This window comes from Flavobacterium sp. ov086, assembly GCF_900187965.1.
Lineage (GTDB): Bacteria > Bacteroidota > Bacteroidia > Flavobacteriales > Flavobacteriaceae > Flavobacterium.
In genome coordinates this window covers 177,715-199,749 of the sequence record NZ_FZNL01000006.1, presented here as the reverse complement: position 1 = coordinate 199,749, position 22,035 = coordinate 177,715, and the positions used below count along the sequence as shown (strand labels likewise).

Sequence of the window (22,035 nt, the reverse complement as noted above, 5' to 3'; positions counted from 1 at the left end):
ATCAGCGTCTAATTTTGACACGGATAAAGCAGATTTACTTCGTAAAAACGCGGATAAAACGGATTTGATTTGCAATAATTTTATTTTATAAAATCCATTTCTACATGCTCAATTCCAGCATCCAGGAAATAATTATCAGTTTGTCTGAATCCGTTTTTAATGTAAAATTGAGTTGCAATTACTTGTGCGTACAAGTAAATTTTCTTTTCGTCTTTTAAATCTTCCAATATTTTTTGTAGAATTGCTTCGCCAATTCGTTGTCCACGAAAATTATTCAAAACCGCAATTCTCTCAATTTTAGCGCCTTTTTCCATTTTTCTGTATCTGGCAGCTCCAGCCGGCAAACCATTAACGGTCGCTAAATAATGTATTGCTTCTTCGTCATCCATAGATTCACGTTCTTGCGATACATTTTGTTCTTCTACAAAAACTTGTCTTCTTATTGAAAATGCGGTTTCAATTAGGCTTTGATCTTCAACTTTTTCAATTTTAATTGTACTTTCTAAAGTGGTTTTGGGAGTATTATTTTTCATTTTGTTATTTATAATATACTTTAAATGCTTTAAAAATTTGCTTATACCAATGCATAAGGCTAATTCGTGTACAAATTTACGTAGTTAACTACATATATTCAAAATGAAATTTAAAATTTAAGTTTTATTTATATTCTTAGGACTTTAATAAAATCAATTTTATTTTTTGGAAGCACAACAAATTTATTTTAAATGCCACTTGTCCCACTGTCCATTATATCTTTTTTAAGTCAAAGAAAAATTGCCTTAAAAAAGGATGCCTCCCGAAATCTCGGGACCATCGGGACTTGGCGAGAAGTTTAGTTTTTACAATCACTTATTGGTTTCTTTGCAGTCAGAAATGGATGTTGAGCAAACTACCAATTGATTTTCTTTTGTACATAATAAAAACTTCCACCTTCCTTCATTACTCTAAAATTAATGGAATCATTGCTTTTTCGGAATTCATTAATTATTTCCATATTCTCCTTTTTGAATTTATCGTAAGAGGTCAATTTTATGGTTTCTTTAAAGTTTAAATTTTCTGTACAAGCGTTCAGTTTGTATTTTTTTAATAATTCTATTGCTGCTTTCTTAGATATAAAAAGTTTTCTTTCTTTTTTGAGAATTCTTATTTGTTTTGGTGACAATATTTTATAGATATCGAATTGGGATAATGAAGCTGCATTATATATTTGGTAATCAAAAGCATCATTCCACAAGGTTTTTCCATCACTAACATAATGCCAGGTCATATATCTGACAGATGGATTTATTTTTATTTCGAATTCAGTTGGGAAAGCTATAATAACACTGTCTTTTAGAGGAGTTTTTAAAACAGGCAAAATCTTTACTACTTCCTGTGATTCAATTTGCTTGATTTCAATAGGAGTTTTTGACTGACAAGAAATGAATAATGTAGAAATTATCGCAAAATAATAGATGTATTTCATGAGAAGTATTATTATTTGTTCGAATAAAAATGATTAGTTTGTTTTAGATTTTAATAAGCTCACAATAAAAAAATACACCTTTAAACAAACTGTCTAAAGGTGTATTAGAAATCTAATTAAGAGTCAGGATTCTTGTAACTGGAATCTTTTTTACGGTATACCAGATAAAATACCTGAGGTAAAACCGTTAACGATAAAAACATACAAGTTATTAATCCACCAACAATCATGATAGCCAATGGCTTTTGAACTTCAGATCCCATTCCGGTTGATAATGCGGCGGGTAATAATCCTAAAGATCCCATAAGGGCAATCATAACAATAGGACGAATTCTGCTGTAAATTCCGTTTGAGATTGCATCTTTTAAATGCATTCCGGCTTGCATATTTTCCCGAATCATTCCAATGAGGACAATACTATCAATTGCGCTGACGCCAAACAGAATAATAAATCCAATTCCTGCCGATATTCCAAACACGGTTCCTGTAACCCAAAGGGATAAGAAACCACCAATAAAGGCGTATGGCATTGCACTGACTGCAACCATAGTATCTTTGAAATTACCAAAATTGAAATATAAAAGACATAAAATCAAAATTAAAACAACCGGAACAATCATTGCTAATTGTTTAGAAGCTCTTTCTTTACTTTCAAATTCTCCTGCCCATTTCATTACATTTTCTTTAGGCAGTTTTACTTCTGCAGCTACTTTTTTCTGAGCTTCATCGATAGTGCTTCCTAAATCTCGTCCTTCGATACTAAAACCTACAGCAATATATCTGCTGTTTCCTTCACGATAAATAAAGGTTGGACCAGTTTTATATTCTACAGTTGCAATTTCTTTCAATGGAACTTTTTTACCATTCATAGTCGGAATAAGAATATCTTCAATTTTTTCTTTTGAGTCACGATATTCTTTTTCGAAACGTAATGTGATATCAAAGATCTTTTCGTCGTCATAAAACTTAGTTGCAGCCTGCCCACCAATTGTCATTCGGATTACGGCTTGAGCATCGGCGGTTGTAATGGCATAACGCGCCATTTTTTCGTCATCAAGCTGAATTCTTAATTCGGGTAAACCAATGTTTTTATAAACATTAATATCCTCAATTCCTTTTACATCTTTGATTGATTTGGCAACTTTTGCAGCCATAGCTTCTAATTGAAAAAGGTCATTTCCGAAAATCTTAATAACCAACGGACTTTTTACTCCGGCAACATATTCTTCTACATTATCCTGAATTGGCTGACTAAATCCAAATCCAATTCCGGGATATACATCGAGTTCTTTCTTAATCTCGGCAATCAATTCTTCCTTGCTGATGTCACGTTTCCATTCGTCCTGATGTTGTAATTCGATATGCAATTCGATATTAAAAAATCCTGTTGGATCTGTTCCGTCATTTGGTCGTCCGGTTTGTGTCAAGACAAATTTTACTTCTTCAAACTTCCTTATTTTACCTTTCATTTCCTTGGTAAGTCTTACGGCTTCATCAAGATTGATACTGTTCGGCAAAGTGGCTCTTACATAAATAGCTCCTTCATTCAGCTTCGGAATAAATTCTGAACCATAAAATGCAAACTTGGCACAACAAATGGCAAGTAAAGCTAAGAACGCATATATCGTTGTTTTACGATGTTTTGTACTCCATTGAAACAGTTTAAACAGATTTACTCTGAAAAAACGGGAGATCATATTTTCTTTCTCGACAATATTTTTTGTCAACATGACTTTACACATTGCCGGAACATAAGTAAGTGATAGAATCAAAGATCCTAATAGTGCATAACTTAACGTGAAGGCTAGGGGAGAGAACATTTTTCCTTCCACTTTAGTGAAGGAGAAAATTGGCATCAAGGCAACAATCAAAATGATTAGCGCAAAGAAAATATAAGTAGCTACACTACCCACACTTTTCTTGATAAGTCCCATTTTGCTCATATTGTTAAAGCGTTCCATTCCAACTTTATGTGCTTTCTTTTCGAGCGACACAAAGACCTGCTCGACAATAACCAAGGTTCCTTCGAGGAGCAATCCAAAATCCAGAGCTCCCATAGAAATTAAGTTTGCAGGTAATCCCTGAATTCGCAACATTATAATGGCAAACAAGAACGAAAGCGGAATCACAGATGCCACAATCAACGAAGTTCTCCAGTTATAAAGGAAAATAAATACGATTAACGATACTAATAAAATCCCTTCTACAAGGTTTTTGGTAACTGTTTTTACCGTTGTATCGACCAATTTGGTACGGTCTATAAACGGAACTATTTTTACATTATCGGGTAAAACTCTTTCGTTAAGTTCTGCCAGACGATCTTTAAGTCTTTTAATAACTTCACCCGGATTTTCTCCGCGCAGCATCACTACAATACCTTCTACAACATCATCATCACCATCAAGACCTACTTGTCCTAATCGTGGTTTGGCTGATATTGACACCTCGGCTACGTGTTTTACTAATATTGGTGAAGCTCCTTTGGTTTCAATCAGGATATTTCCAATGTCTTCCACTTTGTTGATCAAACCAACTCCTCTTACTACATATGCCTGATCACCACGTTGTATAACATCTCCACCAACATTTACATTGCTTTTAGAAACAGCTTCATAAACATCAAGTGCAGATAGATTGTAATTCTCCAATTGCGTTGGATTAATTTTGATTTCGAAGTTTTTTTCTTCACCACCAAAACTTACTACATCGGCAACTCCGGGAACAGCGATTAATTCTCGCTCGATTACCCAATCCTGAATTGCCTTAATTTCTTTAATTGGCAAATCACTTTTAATAATATACCTGAATATTTCGCCTGTCGCTCCGGATGGAGGTTCAATATCAACATCAGCACCTTCTGGTAAATCTAATCCGTTAAGGCGATTTGAAGCATATTGCTGAGCGTAAAAATCCTCAACATCATCATCAAACAATACGGTTACAACTGATAATCCGAAAAGCGAAATAGATCGTACTTCTGCTTTTTTAGGAATTGTGTTCATTTGTTTTGAAATGGGAAGTGTGATGAATTTCTCTACTTCTTCGGCACTTCTTCCCGGCCATTGTGTAATGATTCTTGCTCTTGTATTGGTTACATCAGGAAACGCTTCAATGGGCGTGTGAATGTAGCTGACTATTCCGGCGACTAGTAATACTGCTGTCAGGAAAAAAACTATCAAAGAGTTTTTTAACGAGAAAGCTACCAGACCTTGTACAAATTTTTTCATGTCTTGTATGGTGTTTATCCGTTTTTAGGGATAATTAGTTTTTTAATCGTTCGTGAATCAACAAGTGATTTTTAGTAATAACCATTTCACCTTCATTAACTCCTTTATCAAAATAAATCCAGTTGTTATTCTTTTTAATTGGATTAATTTCTCGGGTTTCAATAGTACAATCGTCTTTATAGATTAAAATATAATCCCGATTATTATCAAAAATCGCAGCTTTTGCAGGAACAGAAGCTAACATTTCGCCCCCCAGACTTTTATCAATAATGATATCTGCTGTCATTCCTGGTTTTAGTTTTAGATTTTTGTTTTCCATCACAATTCTTGCTTTCAATACATGTTCGTCAGCATCAAAAACTTTGGCAAGCTTGGTTATCTTTCCTTTAAAGATTTCGCCCGGATATGCAGGAGTTGTTACATCTACAAACATGTTTTCGGTTACATTTTTTAAATTACTGGTATATACATTTACCAAAACCCAAATTTCTTTCAAATCAGAAATAGTAAAAAGAGGTTCGCTGGAATCTGTTATCTGCATTCCCGGACTAATGTTTTTAGCCACAACATACCCTTCTGTTGGTGCTTTTATCTGAAAAACAGATCTTTCGCTGCTTGCACTAAACATAGCAAGATTTGCTCTTACATTTTCAAGTGAGGATTTCAAAACGTCTAATTCGCTTTGTGCTTGCATAAGGTCTTTTTGAGAAGAAATTCCATCTTCAAACATTGACTTTGCTGCTTGCAAATTGCGTTGTGCAACTGATATTTGAGATTGTAATGACTTACTTTCAGATTGCATGCTGTTAAGTTCAGTACTTTTTATCTCAGCCAGAACTTGTCCTTTTTTTACATAGTCACCCAATGAAAATGTAGTTTTGGTTATAATTCCTTCAACAAGACTATTAAATTGTACTACGTGATCATTGTTATAGGTGATATTTCCGGTAAGGTTTATAGATTCACTAACGGCACGTTTTTGTACTGGTTCGATCGTAATTTTTTCTTTTAAATCTTTATCGATACAAAATTTTTCGTCTTTTATATCTTTGATTTCTTCTTTTTTGCCACATCCGTAAACGAGCATTAACCCCAGTAATGGGAGTAAAATAAATTTCTTCATTATGTTTAGTATTATTTTGAGGTATTGTGTGTGATCTCGAAGTTTCGATTATTAATTAATTTCCTGACCGGTGATATAACGCAATTCTTCAAGGTTTTTATTAAGGTCTTTTTTCGAATCAAGCAGGATAGATTTGTTGTCTAAATAAGCATCAACAAAATCAAGATATTCTAACATGCTTGTATTTCTCTGCATAAAATTTTTACGATAACTTTCCAGAAGTTTGTCCAGATCTGCTTCATAATTGGCTTCGACGTTTTCATACAATTTTTTGGTTACAAGTAAGTCTTCATAAGCTTGTAAAACCTCGGCTTGTATGCTTATCGTTTTCTCTTCGGTCAGTAATTTGCCTTGATTGATTGCTATTTTTGCAGCTTTTATGTTTCCTTGATTTCTATTAAAAAACGGAAGATCCAATGCAAAACCAAGTCCCACAAAATCATTCATAGTACTTGCACCACGATCATAACTAACACCAAGTGTAACATCTGGCGTTCGCATTGCTTTTTCGTATTTGTATTTCTTATCGTTATAATCATTTCCAAGTTTAATAACCTTCATATCAGGGCGGTTTTCTACGGCTGAAGCCATAAGATTTCCCAGATTGATATTGTCGATATTTTTAGGATCAGGAAGAAAACCTTCATCGGTAAGTTTAATGAAACTTGTAGCAGGCAGATTCATAAGGACCTTAAGTTCTTTTTGAAGCGAATTGTTTTCTTTTTTAAGATCACTGATTTCTTTTATGAATTGTAATTCAGAAGCTTTTAGCCTAATGTATTCGCCTCTGCCAATATTTCCTTGCGCCACTTGGTTGCCATATGCTTTAAGTAATGTTTGCATCGACGAAAGTTGTTTTTTATAAACCGCTTCCTGAGCTTGGGTATATTGTAATTCAGTAAGATTACCTCTGAATTCGATTTTTAGATTGCGCAAAAAAGTCTTAAAATATTCTTTGGCGATATCTACACTAACTTTTTCCATGGCGATCATCTTTTTTCGCTTTCCGGCTGTTTGGATAAGTTGTTCAAGTTCTGCGGTAACCTGAGATGTTTTTCCGAAATTACCCCAAAGCGGAGGTACTTCTGCGGCTGTGGCATTGTGCCAAAGGTTAATTTCACCAATAGTCAGTGTAGGATTTGGCCAGAGTTTTGCCTGAATAACTTGTGCATCTGCAATATCGATATTCAGTTTTTCGGAAATAAGAGAAATATTCTTCTCCAGAAACAAAGCCTCGGCCTGTGTTCTGGAAAGAACAATTGTATCGTTTATTGCTGCAACCTGCGCCACACTTTTGCAGGATACAATAACGAGAAGAGTTAAAAGTATATGTTTCAAATTAAGTTGTTTTTAATATGATGCAAAGCTACTTGCGGCATATTAAACCCTAATTTGATGTCAGTTAGAAAGGAGTTGGAAGTACATTAGAAAACGATTAGAGTGGCGGAAACAATAATGTTACTATTGTTCCCTCGTCTTTTTTAGAAGTAATTGTAAAATGAATATTATTCTGTTTGAAGATAATATTTGCCAATGAAAGTCCTACGCCACTGCCTTTTATGTCATTTACATTTTTGCCTCTGTAAAAGGTTTGTTTGATAAACTTTAAGTCGTCTTCACTAATACCGGTTCCGTGATCTTTGATAACAACTTTGAGTTGATTCTCGTGTTGTAAAAGGCTTATTTTGATAGGATTTCCGTTCGAATATTTCACGGCATTTTCTATAATATTATAAAGGGCAATCTTAATTTCGTTGCTGTTTCCTTTTATTGAAAGCAGTTTGTCATCAACAATTTCAATTTCGATTTGTATCTGAGCATCTTTTAGCTGATATACGCCGGGTAATTGATCGTTAATGTCCCAAACGAGTTCATCGACTCTGAAAATTTCATTGAGTTCTGTATTATCTCTCAATCCTGAAAGCATCATGAGTGTATTCATTGTATCTTCTATTTGATAGACATTTTCTAATACTTTCTCAGACATCTGCTTGTATTCGGCACTTGTTCGGTCTTTTTGTGCAAATACCTCGAGGTTTCCGGATATAGCAGTCAAAGGTGTTTTGAATTCATGAGAAACATAATTGATAAAATTCTTTTGAATAACAAAAGTATCCGAAAGTCTCTTGAACAAATTATTATAAGTTTCTATCAATTCCTGAATGTCATCTTTTGTGTTTGGCGAGACAATATGTCGATCCAAAGAAGAAGCTTCGATTTCATTGACCTGATTGATGATATTTTTTATCGGACTATAAGCCAAATTAGAAAGTAAACGGCTTACAATATAGATTGTAATTAATCCGGATATTAAAACCAGAATCATAATAATGAGCAATCTGTTTGTAATAGTTTTAAATTCGACATCGTTCTTTTTTACAAAAACTACAAAATCGCCCTGGTTGTCATGGTAAAAACTTCCAAAGTAAAAGTGATGATTAGATTTAAAACTCAGTTTTCTGTTTTTTCTAATGTAATCGAGTTTTTCCGAGTTTATATTTGTGTCAATTTTCTTATCGCCATAAACAATTTGATTTTTTTTATTGTAAACGCGTGTTATGATTTCGAGTGAATTTTCTCTGAATTGTTGTCCAATTATTAAATGCTGATTTTGTGGTAATTCATCTTTTTCAAGATAGAAAATGCCCGTAAGTAAACACGTTTTTTGGAGTTCATTATAAATTATTTTTTCAGAATAACTATAAAAAGAAAAATACGTGATAACAGAAGCAATGACAAAAACAATGCTAAAGGTGAAAGACGATATTAATGTAAACCTATTACGTATTTTCATGATTATTCTTTAAGCATATATCCCGTTCCTTTTATGGTATGGATAAATTTGTGGTTTCGCTCAATTTTGTTTCTCAGATAAGAGATATAAACATCGACCACATTAGTATTATTATCGTAATTAATTCCCCAAACTGCATTTAATATTTGAGTTCTTGACATTACTTTACTTCTGTTTTCCAGTAAAAAAAGCAATAGCTTATATTCTCTTGGAGATAAATCAATTAATTCGTCATTTTCGGCAACCTTATGTTCTTCAGGATTTATAGTTAAAGTTCCGCAAGTATATACTGTTTCAACTTTGTCATAATTAAATTTAGTTCTGCGAGTTAAGGCGTTCACTCTTGAAATTAATTCCTTGAAATGAAAAGGTTTTACCAAATAATCATCAGCACCGGAATCTAATGCATTTACTTTATCATCTGTATCACTGAGTGCGCTGAGCATTAATATAGGTGTATGAATTTTTTTAAAGCGCATTAATTTAGTCAGCTGAATTCCGTCAATTCCCGGAAGCATAATATCCATTAGAATAATATCCCAGGTATCATGTTGTACAAGGTCACGGGCAATTTCGCCAGTTTCGGCAAGATGTACAGTAAAGTTGTTTTCTTCTAAACCTTTTACAATAAATTCGCTAATACGTTTATCATCTTCAATGAGTAAAACATTCATACTTAAAAATCTAATGTTATAATAATTGTTTCTTACGTTTATCCGGTAAGTATTTCATGGACTAAAGCCAAAGAGGTTCATAAATGGCTTGAAAGATTATCAAAAATAACATTTAATTAGATCAATTGTTGTTAAAATCGAGTTTTGAAAGAAAATTAGGTGTTTTTATATCATTCTTCATATTGAAGTTTTAAAAAACAATTAGCGATAAAGATGTACAAAATCATAGTGTATTTGTACAATTCCGGGAGCCTGCTTTGTGTGTATCTTTGTAATATAAGTTTAAATAAAAAGATAAAAAAGATGAAAGCAATAGGATTTAAAACCTCATTATCAATAGAAAAGGAAGATAGTTTTATTGAATTTGATATTCCAAAACCAATTCCGGGACTACGCGATTTATTAGTTAAAATTGAAGCCGTTTCAGTGAATCCGGTAGATTTTAAAATACGCCAGAATAGTGCAAAGGACACGGTTCTTGAAACGCCAAAAATTATTGGTTGGGATGCCGTAGGAGTTGTAGAAGCTATTGGCGACAGCGTAAGTTTGTTTAAAGTTGGTGACGAAGTTTTTTATGCCGGAGATCTTACCAAACAAGGCAGTAATGCCGAATATCAAATTATTGACGAACGTATTGTTGGTAACAAACCAAAATCACTTTCTGTAGAGCAGGCTGCAGCAATGCCATTAACAGGATTAACAGCTTGGGAAATATTATTTGATAGAATCCGTATCAATCCTGAAAAAGATAAAGGCAAAAGTATTTTGATAATCGGAGGAGCTGGTGGAGTAGGATCGATCGCAATTCAATTGGCTAAAAAGATTGCAGGATTAAATGTAATAGCAACAGCTTCTCGCCCTGAATCTATTGAATGGTGCAAAGAACAAGGTGCCGATTTTGTAATAAATCATAAAAACTTAGTAGAAGAAGTTCGTAACGCAGGTTTTCAACACGTTGATTTTATTCTGGATTTTGTCGATGTAAACCAGTATTGGGATGCATTTGTAGAATTAATAAAACCTCAGGGACATATTGGTTCTATTAGTGATCCTGTCGAGAGTGTAAATCTTCGTCAATTAAAAGGCAAAAGCGCTAGTTTCCATTGGGAATTAATGTTTACACGTTCAATGTTTCAAACGGATGATATGATTGAGCAACATCATATTTTAAACCAATTAGCGACTTTATTAGATAACGGTACAATTCATTCGACGTTAAAAACAACATTGGATGGTTTAACAGCAGCAAATTTCAAAGAAGCGCATCGACTGTTAGAATCCGGAAAAACAATTGGTAAGATTGCAATTAAGTTTTAAAAGGAATAGAAAAAAACAAAGTCTTTAAAATTATACTTTTTTAAAGACTTTGTTTTTTTTACTTCAAAATAACCACTTCTTCGGGGATATTAAATAATAAAGTGCAACCCGTTTTTGAAAACACAGAATGAGAACTTCCTGGTGGCATATATAAATAATCTCCTTTTTTTAATTCATCTTTTCCAGAGCGAACTTCGCCATCGAGAACATAGATCTCTTCTCCAGCGGGATGAATGTGATTTGGATACGAAGCTCCGGGTTCGAATTTTAATAAAAACGTAGGAGGTCTTTTTGTTGCTTCATCAAAACGTAGAATTTTAACGTAAATACCTTCTGTCTTAATACCTTCCTCTTTAAGAGGTTTCCAATCTAATTCGCTGCTTTTTGTGATTTGTCTTTCCATTTTTTCTAATTTTTAATTTGTTTTATTTTCCGAAATTATTTCATCTAAACTCCATTTATATTTTTCTATAGTTGCCAAAAGAAAAGCCGCCATAGAAAACACAAATACCGAATAATCTAAAGGATCTTTGATTCCAAAAGAATACGTCATGGCAAGGGCAAATGATAAAGTTAAAATTGAGGCAGCAACCAAAGCAAATTTTGTTCGATAGCCAATAAGTAGGAGTAAACCCAAAACCGATTCAGTAATAGTAGCTAAGACGGCGATTGCAGGGATAAAGTTTTTTGGAGCAAAAGAATTTACTTTTCCGGCATAATCCAGAAAGTTTTCCCATCCTGAAGAGTAACTTCCCCAAAGTCCTAACCGACTCGAAACAGCGGATAAAAATCCTGTTGCCAAGGCAATTCGCAAAAGCAAAACTGCATAATCCTGATATCTTTTCATATACTAATTTGTTAGTAATTATTATGATACAAAGATGTTGCAAGTATGCTTGCTAAAGAATAGAGAATCTTGGAAAAAGCATGTAATTAAGAAAGAACGACTTTCTCTTTATACGATTTTGGAGAAATATTGGTGTGTTTCTTAAAGAAGTTCGAAAAATAAAAAGGATCATTAAAACCTAAGGTATAACCAACTTCTTTTACTGATAGTTTTTCATATGTAAAAAGACGTTTAGCTTCAGAAACAATTAATCCAAAAATTACGTTTTGGGCTGTTTTATTGGTGTGTAATTTTGAAAGTTCGTTTAGTTTTGATTCGGTCGTACCAATTAAAACTGCAATTTCGTTTACTGAAAGATTCTTTTCGAAATTTTTTAAAACTGCTTCCAGAAAATGAAGGAACACAGCATCAGGTTTGTAGATCTCGTCGCCACGATTAATTTTGGTACGATTGATTTCGATCAGAATTAATTCGATTCGGCTGTGAATTGAGATTTGATATTGGTAGGGAGTTTCGATCAGTTCTTTTTTAATTTCTTCTAACTGGCGAACAATAATTTCAGGATTGTCAACTGTGATCATTTCGTTCATTGCAAAATGACAAAACAAACCATTATGGAAAATCAATTCCATATCAGTATCGTCTTTACAAAAGAAATCGTAGGTAAATTCCAGAATAAATCCTGTTGCGTTTTGTATGTTTCGGAAATAATGAATTTGTCCGGAAGTAATCGTAATAACAGCGTTTTCGGTCAATATAAATTCATTTTCATCCACAGAAATAGTTGTGGAACCTGAGGTACAAAAAACTAAAACGTATTTTAAAACACGTCTTGGATTTTCTAAATCTGCTGCCTGATCAAATGTTTTTATTTCAATCATTTATTGTCAAAGTTTATTTCAAATTTAAGGATTTTTTGTTTCAGGTTTCAAGTTGAAATGCTGTTGTTTTAAAATAATCTCGCAATCCCGATAGCTATCGGGATTGTGAGATTATTCCAACTGCTTATATTTTATCTCGTAGCAATCACTTTTTTGACAAACTTTCCAATAATTTATCTAAGTTATCGATAGACATTGTGTAACCTTCTTTGAAGCCCATTTCAATCATTTTTTCTAAACGTTCCAGAGATTCATTAAAAATGCTAATATTCACTTTTGTGATGCCATTTTCTTCGCTAAAAGTATGATCCCAATCAGAACCCGGAAGTTCGGGATTCTCGTCTTTATCAGCAAAAGTGTTGTACATTTTAAAATTGGTTTTTGGCGTAATCGAAGTATATTCCTGAATCGCCCAACGTTCTAATCCTTCTGGACTTACCATAGCATAGAATCTTCGTCCGCCAACTTCAAAATTCATATATTTTGTTTTAGACGACCACGGTTTTGGCGCAACCCATTGATCCAGAAGTTCCGGTTTAGTAAAAGCGTCCCAAACCAGCGGAAGTTCTGCAGCAAATTCTCTCGTAATAAATACCGTTTTTATGGCTTTGTCAACGGTAAAATCAAATTGCAAATCATTTTTCATTTTTTCTGTTTTTTCATTGTTAATAATAGTTCATCAAGCTGATTAAATTTGGTTTCCCAAATTTTTCTGAATTGGTTAATCCATTTGTCGATCTCTTTCATTTTTTCAATTTCAAGTGAATAATAAATTTCTCTGCCTTGTTGTTCCTGTTTTATCAGGTCACATTCTACAAGTATCCGAAGATGTTTAGAAACAGATTGGCGGGTAGTATTAAAGTTCTCAGCAATGGCATTTGGAGTCATTGCCTGCATCGCAATTAAGGTAATAATGGACCGCCTGGTTGGATCTGCTATTGCCTGAAAAATGTCTCGTCTCATAATGTTTAGTTTTAATTACGAAGCCAATCGGTTGCAAATATACATGCAACTATTTGGTTTCACAAATTTTTTGACAAGTATTTTTGAAAATATGCCACGATGTCGCTAAAACACAAAGTTTTTTTTAAAATTGGTTTGTGTAGATTTAATCTCGCAAAGTCACAAAGTTTGTTTCTTTAAATTTTACTTTGCGACTTCGCAATATTCTTTTTATAGAGCTTTTTTAAGGACAGTAATAAAAACGCAAGCTTTATAATTTCGACGGAAGGAGAAATCATACTCGCAGATCGACAAAATTAGTGAGTTTCTTTGCGGAGTTTCTAGTGTGATTTCTCCTCACGTCGGATGACAATATTGTGTATAAACTTAGCGATTTTGTGTCTTTGGAATTTGAAATTTAATTTTTGGAATTTCTCATCGTCACCCTGAGCGAAGTCGAAGGCTCATGAAACCAAGACATTTTGAAATTTATCCCGAAGCTTCGGGATTGGAATTTTTAATTGATATTACCAGCTGCCTTTTAAACCTTCTTTTAAAGCAACTTCGTATTTTTCTAAATCAAAACTATATAAATCTGGGGCTTTATGTGCGCCGCCTTTTCTTGATTCATCGAGTTTTGTAAGGATATCGTATCTCAGAATCTTTCGGTAGAAATTACCTCTGTTAAGTTTTTTTCCTAAGATTATTTCATATAGTTTTTGAAGTTCCGGCATGGTAAATTTCTCCGGAAGAAGGTTATAACCTATCGGATGATTATTTAATTGTTCACGTAGCGTAAGAAGTGCTTTATCAAAAATTATTCTGTGATCCATCATAAATGAAGGCAAATTATCGATAGGATGCCATTGGCACGCATCTGAAATAGTATCAATAACCAAATTTACTTTTTCGTAATCGGCAAGGGCATAATAACCTATAGAAACAAAGCGCTGTTTGTTCCATAAAGTGTCCTTGTATTCATGAAAAACTCCTTCGGAACGATTTAAGTTTCCAAAAGTATAAAATTGCTGAAGGTAAATATTTTCGGTACCCGTTCTGTCTTTCAGAATGCGAATTGCTGCGTCGTCAACATTTTCATCTTTTTGCACATATCCACCAGGAAGCCCCCACGAATCCTGTCCTTTCATTTTAATTGTAAGGACTTGAAGCGATGTATCTTTAAAACTGAAAATGACACAATCAATAGAGAGTGTTGGGATATACTTTTCCCAGGCTTCTTGGGACTGTTGCTCAACTAATTTTTTAAATTCCATTCGATGTAATTAAATCCAAATTTACTCATTTTTCATGCGTACTCATAGTTGGATTATTTTTTTTTTGATTTTTAAAAGTATCCGTACTAAATAATTTCTGATACCTCTATTGTTCTTTTTGCATTTTAATATTTAAAATTTGGTGCTTATGTAGCTTTTTAATAACTGATTTATATAGGATTATGAAAATTATATTGGTATTTATTTGTCGATGTGGAAAAATGTAATTAATATTGCTTCATTATGAAGCAATGTGAAATCAGCAGTATAAAAATGAATTAATAATGCGCAAAGAAGAATGACAATTATGCTTCTGTTTTTTGAGCTTTAAAGCTTCACATAATTTTAGATTTTAAAAAATTATACAATATGAAAAGAACAATAATTACAGCGAGTTTAGCTTTTTTTATAAGTGTTACGTCACAAGCTCAGCAGGAAAATTTTGCTATTATAAAAAATAGTAAGGGTGCTGATTTAGGATATTCTCCAGAATCCGGAATTAAAATATTGACTATTAATGGTAAGAAATTTAAGGATTTAAACAAAAACGGAAAACTTGATAAATACGAAGATTGGCGCCTTCCGGCGGATGAACGAGCAAAGGATTTAGCCTCGCAAATGTCTATTGAGCAAATCGCAGGATTAATGCTTTATAGCCGCCATCAATCTTTGCCGGCAGGAGTTTCTGGTTTTATGGCAGGAACATACAACGGAAAGCCATTTAAAGAAAGTACTGCAAAAGCTTATGATTTGACAGATCAGCAAAAAGCTTTTTTGAAAGATGATAATCTTCGTCACGTATTAATTACACAGGTCGAAAGTCCTGAAGTTGCTGCTTTATGGAATAATAAAATGCAGGCTTTTGTAGAGGGAATTGGCTTGGGAATTCCGAGTAACACGAGTACTGACCCTCGTCATAATGCAACTATAACTGCGGAGTTTAATGCAGGCGCAGGAGGGACGATATCAATGTGGCCTGATGGTTTGGGAATGGCCGCTACTTTTGACCCAAAAATTGTAGAACAGTTTGGTCAAATTGCCGCCAAAGAGTATCGTGCTCTTGGAATTGCAACTGCTTTGTCTCCACAAATAGATTTGGGATCAGAGCCAAGATGGTATAGAATTTCGATGACTTTTGGCGAAAGCCCCGCTTTAACAACAGATATGGCGCGTGCTTATATTGATGGTTTTCAAACCTCTTATGGTAAAGACGAAATTAAAGACGGCTGGGGATACAAAAGTGTGAACGCAATGGTAAAACATTGGCCAAGCGGTGGAGCCGAAGAAGGTGGTCGTGACGGACACTGGGCCTACGGAAAATTTGCAGTATATCCCGGAAATAATTTACAACAGCATATTGATCCTTTTGTAAATGGTGCTTTCAAATTAAAAAGAAAAACTGGTAAAGCTTCGGCTGTAATGCCTTATTATACAATCACTTTTGATCAGGATAAAAAATACAATGAAAATGTCGCCAACGGTTACAGTAAATATATTATAACGGACTTATTAAGAGATAAATATGGTTATGATGGTGTGGTTTGCACTGATTGGCTAATTACTGCCGACGAAGGAAAAACACCAGACATATTTGCGGGAAAACCTTGGGGAGTTGAGAATCTTTCGATTGCAGACAGACATTACAAAGCGATTATTGCGGGAGTAGATCAATTTGGTGGAAACAATGATAAGAAACCAGTTCTGGAAGCTTATGATATAGGAGTAAAAGAATACGGTGAATCTTTTATGAGAGCTCGTTTTGAAAGATCTGCAGTTCGATTATTAAAGAACATTTTTAGAGTGGGACTTTTCGAAAATCCATATTTAAATGTTGCCGAAACAAAAGCAATCGTTGGAAGTCCTGAGTTCATGAAAGCAGGATATGATGCACAATTAAAATCAGTGGTGTTATTAAAAAATAAAGCTTCGATTCTTCCTTTGAAAGAAAAGAAAACTGTTTTTATTCCAAAGATTTATACCGCTTCAACAAAGGATTGGTGGGGAACTTCAAGCCAGCCAAAACTGGATTATCCTGTAAATCTGGAATTAGTAAAGAAATATTACAATGTTACCGAAGATCCAACTAAAGCCGATTTTGCGATTGTTTTTGTGACGAGTCCACAAAGTCTTGAAGGTGGTTATGATTTGAAAGACAGACAGAATGGAAGTAATGGTTATGTTCCAATTTCACTGCAATATGGTACTTATACAGCAACCGAAGCCAGAGTCAAAAGTATTGCAGCAGGAGATCAGGTTATTGATCCAACAATTAAAGACAGAACTTACAAAAACAAAACGGTTACGGTTGCAAATACAATGGATTTAAGAACAATTTTGGACACAAAAGACATGATGAACGGAAAACCTGTTATTGTATCGGTTACGGCTTCAAAACCAATGATTTTTAATGAATTTGAAAAACATGTTGACGGAATTGTTTTAAATTTTGGAGTTTCTACTCAGGCAGTTTTAGATATTATTTCGGGAAAAACAGAGCCTTCAGGATTACTTCCAGTTCAGATGCCGGCAAATATGGAAACTGTCGAAAAACAATTTGAAGATGTTCCGTTTGATATGGTTTCGCACAAAGATGAGGAAGGAAATGTTTATGATTTTGCGTACGGATTAAACTGGAAAGGTGTAATAAAAGATGCCAGAACAGAAGCGTATAAGAAACATTAATTTATTAAACTCGCTATCCTGATCCCGAAACATCGGGACAGGTGGCGAGTTTTTTTAGCATTATGAAAGACAAAATGTGTCATTGCAACGAGCGAGGCAAAATCGCTAAGGTTTATCATTTCGACCGAAGGGAGAAATCACACTAGAAACTCCGAAAAGATTGGCGATTATGATTGTGAATGATGGATTAAAATCCATCCCTACAATATATTTTGTTCCTACGGAACTGCTTTAAAAACAAAAAAACCGAGCAGCTTAATTTAAGCTGCTCGGGTTTTTATTATGTAAATCTCGAAGTGATTAAAGAATCATGTAAATATTTCAAACAGATTATTTTAACTCCTTCTTTCCTTTTTCTATATAACTTGTATCACCAAAAGATTCTACGGTAAATTTACCATCTTGATAAATTACTTTACAAACAGAGGCATTTGCCATGTGTGAGCGCGGAACTTCTTCTCCTGATATGTTAGACAACATGGTCCCAATTGCCATTCCGTGGCCTACCATAAATATATTTCCGCCGCCGTTTGCAGCTTCTTTTTCGGCAATATCTTTCAATGTGTTTTGAGTACGTGTTCTTACTTGGTCGTAATCCTCGGCCATATTTAGTTTATCGAGTGTTTTAACTACTTTTAATGGTTCTTTTACTCCATTTACTTTTACATCAGCAAAAAGATCTTCAGTATTTTTAAAGTGAAGATAGATTGCGATATCACCCCACATTTTTGAATTCAGATCTCCTTCATAACTTCCAAAATTGGTTTCTCTTAGTCCATCTGTTTCTATAATGGGGATTTTTTTATCTCCTTTGGCTTTTAATACAATATTCGTAGTTTGTGTTGCACGCCCTAAATCACTTGTATAAGCAGCTTTAAAATCAATTCCTCTAAGTCCTTTACCCAGGTATTCAGCAACTTCAATTCCTTCCGGAGTTAATGGCGCATCAGACCAGCCCTGAACTCTGTCTAGCGTGTTAAGCATTGTTTTTCCGTGTCGGGCAATATAAAAAGTAACGATCTTTGATTTTGTTTCTGATGACTTTGTTGATTTTTGTGCTGTAACTATTGAAGTTGTTCCAAAAAGGAAAACCAGCAATAAGAGGATTTTATACGTTTTCATGGTATTAGATTTTATTAGTTATTATAGTTTTGCTTTTACTCCAAATTCTACTGTAAAAGGACGGATATAAGTTCCAACCAAAGGTCTTCCGTCAAACGCTTGTGCTTGTTCTATAGTAGTGGTATTGGTTCCTGAAATAGATCCTTGTGCTCCTTTTTGATTTAAAAAATTTACCACATTAAGATTCAAATCTATTTTTTTGTTCAGCTTGCGAGCAACTCCTCCAAAGGTTTCCCAACGGCTTGCAAAGAATAATGTATTTGGATAATTTGCTGCTTCTTTGCTAAAATAACGCGTACTAACCCATAACTTCCAATCTTTATAAGAGTAGCTAGGATCTAATTCAATCAATACTTTTGAAACGCTGCGAGCCGTACCACCGCTAAAATCATAAACTTTATTTCCTTCAGCAGGAACTTCGCTTAAGTCGACAAGGAAATTTTTATATTCCGGATTTTGAAGCGTTAGCAAAGCATGAAATTTAAAACCTTTAAAAGGTTTAACTTCCATATCAGTTGTCCATCCCATTGTTTGAATATCATAGGTAATTGTCTGTTTGTGTCCTCCTTGAAAAGAAGAGTTATTCTTGAAATTATTGCGTTGGATATAGGTGATTTTAGAAACCAGACTAATTATAGGATGGTTAAAATAAGTTCCAACAGATGCTCCCGGAATCTGAGACGGTGTAACATTTGGATCATCGGCACCGGAATAACTACTTAAGTTTCCGGCAACTTCAGTATAAGATATATCACCTAAGAAACCAACATTACTAAATGTTTTATGAAGAAAACTAGCAGTAAAAGCTTTATTAAACCAGTCTTTCTGGATACTTTGTCTTTTAGACATGTCAATCTGATTATTTGTAAAACCATCTAGTTTTGCGGCATCTCTACTCGATTTAGGATACCACATTCCGTCAATACGCTGCCACTCTAAGCGCGCTCCAAAATTGAAATCTAATTTTTCATTTACCGTCCATTTTTCTGTAGCATAAAGGGCAAGTTTATTTTCTTTTCCGGTATAATATTGCAAAGCGGCATTGTAACCCGCATTTCCATAATTATCTACTGTGGCGGCATTTGTCCAGTTTCCATTGACATCTTTTAGCTGAGTAATTAATTTGGCTGGATTTGCAGATACTTCCTGAACCATATTGTAAGTTGACTGATAATAATTATCAATATCAAAATAATAATTACTTAAGCCAACTAACCAATGGTGTTTTTGTGTTTTTTTGCTTAAATCCACTTTCCCCATAAGGGTATTTTGATTAATTTTTGGCGTTGCTAACATTGCAACTCCTTGCACATAATCGCCTTGATATATTTCGTTTTGATTATCTGTATATACATAACGATTTTTCGAAGGATCAATTTTTCCCAGATTTGTGTAGTACGGATTATACAATCCTGATTTAGCATTTTGAAAACGGACAATATAATCCAGTTTCATACCATTATTTAAGGCGTTTTTCCCCATAACATCTATTACATGCGAAGTCGATCCCATATCTTTCATTTGATCCAGCATTTCTCTTTGTCCTGTAAGAGGGTTAATAATAGTCGATTTTCCTGATCGCTCTAGATAAGAATCGCGGCCTATTTTAAAATCTCCAAATTGGCTAATAGTTCCATCCAGATTATAGATATATGGACTTACTTTTGAAGTTATAGATTCAGAATTGGCAAATTTGTACTGAACAGAAATTTCTCCTTTCCCACCATTGTATTTTTTGGTAACAACACCTTTATAGATTTGTGTTTTATCAAAATAATTGGTGAAATCTGAATTGAATGTGCCTGGGTCAAAGTTTAAAAATGCACTTACAGCATAATACCAGTTGTTTTTCATAGGGCCACTAAAACTCAAATCTCCACGCAAAAGTCCAAAGCTATTAGTATTAAAAGCTATGGTACCTTCTTTTTTTTCTGTTCCTCTATTAGAGAAAGTACTTACCGAAACCCCGACATCTCCAATAGAAATGGCAGTTTCGCCAACGGTTTGGACCTGAAACTTGCTAAAACTAGATCCTGACCGCCAAACACTTGTAGGACTTTGGCTTTGCCAATTGTAGACAACAGGAAGTCCATTTTCTAAAATTGTGGTTCCTCCAATACTAGCCGGTAAACCAATATTTACATTTCGGGGACCATTATCATTAGAGGCGTTAAGCATCATATTTTGAGTTTGTTCCTTTACTAATTTTGTTTCTTTTTTGTCCTTTTCGACTTTTGCTATACTATCCTTTTTTACTTGCGAATAACCGTTGATGCCCAATAGCATACTTGCAACAGCAATTCCATAGATAATTTTACATCTCATATCCACATGTTTTAATTTATTACAACTTCTATTTTGGTTTATAAAAAATTAGTACTCAGTCTTGTATGGTACCTATGAAGACAAAATAATTTCAATAAAACCAATGCTTCTTTATGAAGCAATATTAAGCTAATGTAATAAGATTTTAATTCAAAGGCTGTTAAAGTTTGAAAGTTATATAAGATTTTTTTTTATAAATATATCAATATAGCTTTTTTGTAAGAGAAAAAATATAAGAATAGTCTTTAAAAATATGAACTTAAACTTGAGAAAAATTAAATGGCCGAAGCTAGGGTAGTCGGTTTGATAAAATGATCTTTTTTAGAAATAATCCCGCAATCCCGATAGCTATCGGGAGCAAAGACACAAAGTTTTTAGTTTGTCTCTATTAATAATCAAGTTTTATTAATTGAAAGGGTTTTCTCTATATTTGCGGTTCTTAAACTACGACCTTAAGAACTAATAGACTTTGCCCTTTATTATGTGTGCGGTATCGGAAAAGACCGTCAGTGCTGTCGTAGGCGTTAGAATCACTAACATACAAGGGTTGTGTATTCTTAAACTACGATATTATGAATACAAACACCCTTTTGAAAGAAGCCGAAACAAGGCTTATGAATTTTTTTAACCATACAATCGATCCAAATGATATGGCTAAAGCAATAAGACAAGTAAACTATTTGCTCGCTTTAGAAGTTATGAGGAAAAATGAAACCCTTAAAAACGAAATAGACAACTTAGAAAACAGCTTTTATTGGTTGAATGAATTAGCCGAGATTTTAAATCCTTATTTGGATATGGAGTAGTTTTTTTCTTTGGAATTAGAAATAAACAAAGAACCTCGATTTTTTAGAAGTCGAGGTTTTTTGTTTAATTCTTTTCTCTATTCGATTGATGTTCTATTTATGGATGTTGTTCGAAGTCTCCCGACTTCGTACCCGTTCCAATAAGCAAATTTAATGATATTAAGAAATGTTTGAATAAATAGGGATGGCTAATAGGAATGTGTGCGAAGTCAGGAGACTTCGCAGCGTTTGCTATGAACACTTCGTAGAGCGGGTTTTGATTATAGATATTAGTTGTGGTTTTTTATTCTGTATTTTCTAATTTCAAGATCCATAGTGTCAGTTGGTACGATTTCTTCAATGAATTCAATATATCCATTTTTAATCAAGATTTTTAAGTCATCATCTGAAATTTCATTTGTACTAAATTTCAATGATTCATCGGCTATATAAATAAACCACGGCATCCATAGAATTCCCCAATATTCTATTTTGAATAAGAACTCATATTTATCGTGTTTTTCACATTGAGTTAGTAATTCGTGCCAAAACAAGTTTAATCGTTTATCCATTTAGC

General features: G+C 33.8%; 19 protein-coding genes. 3 read left to right on the top strand and 16 right to left on the bottom strand.

Annotation, left to right across the window (positions count from 1 at the left end; translation table 11 throughout):
- Positions 1-80: 80 nt before the first annotated feature.
- The 7 genes from CHB81_RS09280 to CHB81_RS09250 all read right to left on the bottom strand — a co-directional run bounded on the left by CHB81_RS09280 (position 81) and on the right by CHB81_RS09250 (position 9,283).
- Positions 81-533 (bottom strand): GNAT family N-acetyltransferase, encoded by a 453-nt coding sequence (locus CHB81_RS09280; protein ID WP_089351618.1) that lies wholly within the window; start codon positions 531-533, stop codon positions 81-83.
- A 356-nt stretch (positions 534-889) separates the two neighbouring features.
- Positions 890-1,465, bottom strand: a complete 576-nt coding sequence (locus CHB81_RS09275) for a hypothetical protein (protein WP_089351617.1) — start codon at positions 1,463-1,465, stop codon at positions 890-892.
- Positions 1,466-1,581: 116 nt separating this feature from the next.
- Positions 1,582-4,692 (bottom strand): efflux RND transporter permease subunit, encoded by a 3,111-nt coding sequence (locus CHB81_RS09270; protein ID WP_089351616.1) that lies wholly within the window; start codon positions 4,690-4,692, stop codon positions 1,582-1,584.
- Positions 4,693-4,726: 34 nt separating this feature from the next.
- Positions 4,727-5,815 carry an efflux RND transporter periplasmic adaptor subunit gene (locus CHB81_RS09265; RefSeq protein ID WP_089351615.1) on the bottom strand — a complete coding sequence of 363 codons (1,089 nt, stop codon included), beginning with the start codon at positions 5,813-5,815 and terminating at the stop codon, positions 4,727-4,729.
- A gap of 51 nt (positions 5,816-5,866) precedes the next feature.
- The gene (locus CHB81_RS09260) at positions 5,867-7,153 is read right to left on the bottom strand and encodes a TolC family protein (protein WP_089351614.1); all 1,287 of its coding nucleotides are present in this window, start codon (positions 7,151-7,153) and stop codon (positions 5,867-5,869) included.
- 97 nt (positions 7,154-7,250) lie between these two features.
- Positions 7,251-8,609: a HAMP domain-containing sensor histidine kinase gene (locus tag CHB81_RS09255; protein ID WP_089351613.1), complete on the bottom strand. Its 1,359-nt coding sequence runs from the start codon at positions 8,607-8,609 to the stop codon at positions 7,251-7,253.
- Between the two features lie 2 nt (positions 8,610-8,611).
- Positions 8,612-9,283: a response regulator transcription factor gene (locus CHB81_RS09250; protein WP_089351612.1), complete on the bottom strand. Its 672-nt coding sequence runs from the start codon at positions 9,281-9,283 to the stop codon at positions 8,612-8,614.
- Positions 9,284-9,586: 303 nt separating this feature from the next.
- Here CHB81_RS09250 and CHB81_RS09245 point away from each other — a divergent pair, with 303 nt between their 5' ends.
- Positions 9,587-10,600 (top strand): zinc-binding alcohol dehydrogenase family protein, encoded by a 1,014-nt coding sequence (locus tag CHB81_RS09245; protein WP_089351611.1) that lies wholly within the window; start codon positions 9,587-9,589, stop codon positions 10,598-10,600.
- A 58-nt stretch (positions 10,601-10,658) separates the two neighbouring features.
- On the opposite strand, the gene CHB81_RS09240 is transcribed toward CHB81_RS09245, so the two are convergent.
- From CHB81_RS09240 to CHB81_RS09215, 6 genes are all read right to left on the bottom strand, one after another.
- Positions 10,659-11,003 carry a dimethylsulfonioproprionate lyase family protein gene (locus tag CHB81_RS09240; RefSeq protein WP_089351610.1) on the bottom strand — a complete coding sequence of 115 codons (345 nt, stop codon included), beginning with the start codon at positions 11,001-11,003 and terminating at the stop codon, positions 10,659-10,661.
- A gap of 12 nt (positions 11,004-11,015) precedes the next feature.
- Complete coding sequence (locus CHB81_RS09235; RefSeq protein WP_089351609.1) at positions 11,016-11,447, bottom strand: DoxX family protein; 432 nt, start codon at positions 11,445-11,447, stop codon at positions 11,016-11,018.
- 86 nt (positions 11,448-11,533) lie between these two features.
- Positions 11,534-12,328: an AraC family transcriptional regulator gene (locus tag CHB81_RS09230; RefSeq protein ID WP_089351608.1), complete on the bottom strand. Its 795-nt coding sequence runs from the start codon at positions 12,326-12,328 to the stop codon at positions 11,534-11,536.
- 145 nt (positions 12,329-12,473) lie between these two features.
- Positions 12,474-12,974, bottom strand: coding sequence for an SRPBCC domain-containing protein (locus CHB81_RS09225; protein WP_089351607.1), 501 nt, complete (start codon positions 12,972-12,974; stop codon positions 12,474-12,476).
- Positions 12,971-13,291, bottom strand: a complete 321-nt coding sequence (locus CHB81_RS09220) for a helix-turn-helix transcriptional regulator (protein ID WP_089351606.1) — start codon at positions 13,289-13,291, stop codon at positions 12,971-12,973. The genes CHB81_RS09225 and CHB81_RS09220 overlap by 4 nt, the downstream gene beginning before the upstream one ends.
- Before the next feature lie 506 nt (positions 13,292-13,797).
- Positions 13,798-14,544 (bottom strand): NUDIX domain-containing protein, encoded by a 747-nt coding sequence (locus CHB81_RS09215; RefSeq protein WP_089351605.1) that lies wholly within the window; start codon positions 14,542-14,544, stop codon positions 13,798-13,800.
- A gap of 369 nt (positions 14,545-14,913) precedes the next feature.
- On the opposite strand from CHB81_RS09215, the gene CHB81_RS09210 reads away from it, so the two are divergent.
- Complete coding sequence (locus CHB81_RS09210) at positions 14,914-17,226, top strand: glycoside hydrolase family 3 N-terminal domain-containing protein (RefSeq protein WP_089351604.1); 2,313 nt, start codon at positions 14,914-14,916, stop codon at positions 17,224-17,226.
- Between the two features lie 330 nt (positions 17,227-17,556).
- Here the strand turns inward: CHB81_RS09210 and CHB81_RS09205 are convergent, their stop codons facing one another.
- Positions 17,557-18,348, bottom strand: a complete 792-nt coding sequence (locus CHB81_RS09205) for a histidine phosphatase family protein (protein ID WP_089351603.1) — start codon at positions 18,346-18,348, stop codon at positions 17,557-17,559.
- A gap of 21 nt (positions 18,349-18,369) precedes the next feature.
- Positions 18,370-20,673 (bottom strand): TonB-dependent receptor, encoded by a 2,304-nt coding sequence (locus CHB81_RS09200; RefSeq protein WP_089351602.1) that lies wholly within the window; start codon positions 20,671-20,673, stop codon positions 18,370-18,372.
- Between the two features lie 572 nt (positions 20,674-21,245).
- Between CHB81_RS09200 and CHB81_RS09195 the strand changes: the two genes are divergently transcribed.
- Positions 21,246-21,479, top strand: a complete 234-nt coding sequence (locus CHB81_RS09195; protein WP_089351601.1) for a hypothetical protein — start codon at positions 21,246-21,248, stop codon at positions 21,477-21,479.
- Between the two features lie 269 nt (positions 21,480-21,748).
- Here CHB81_RS09195 and CHB81_RS09190 read toward each other — a convergent pair whose 3' ends face one another.
- Positions 21,749-22,030, bottom strand: a complete 282-nt coding sequence (locus tag CHB81_RS09190) for a hypothetical protein (RefSeq protein ID WP_089351600.1) — start codon at positions 22,028-22,030, stop codon at positions 21,749-21,751.
- Positions 22,031-22,035 lie beyond the last annotated feature (5 nt).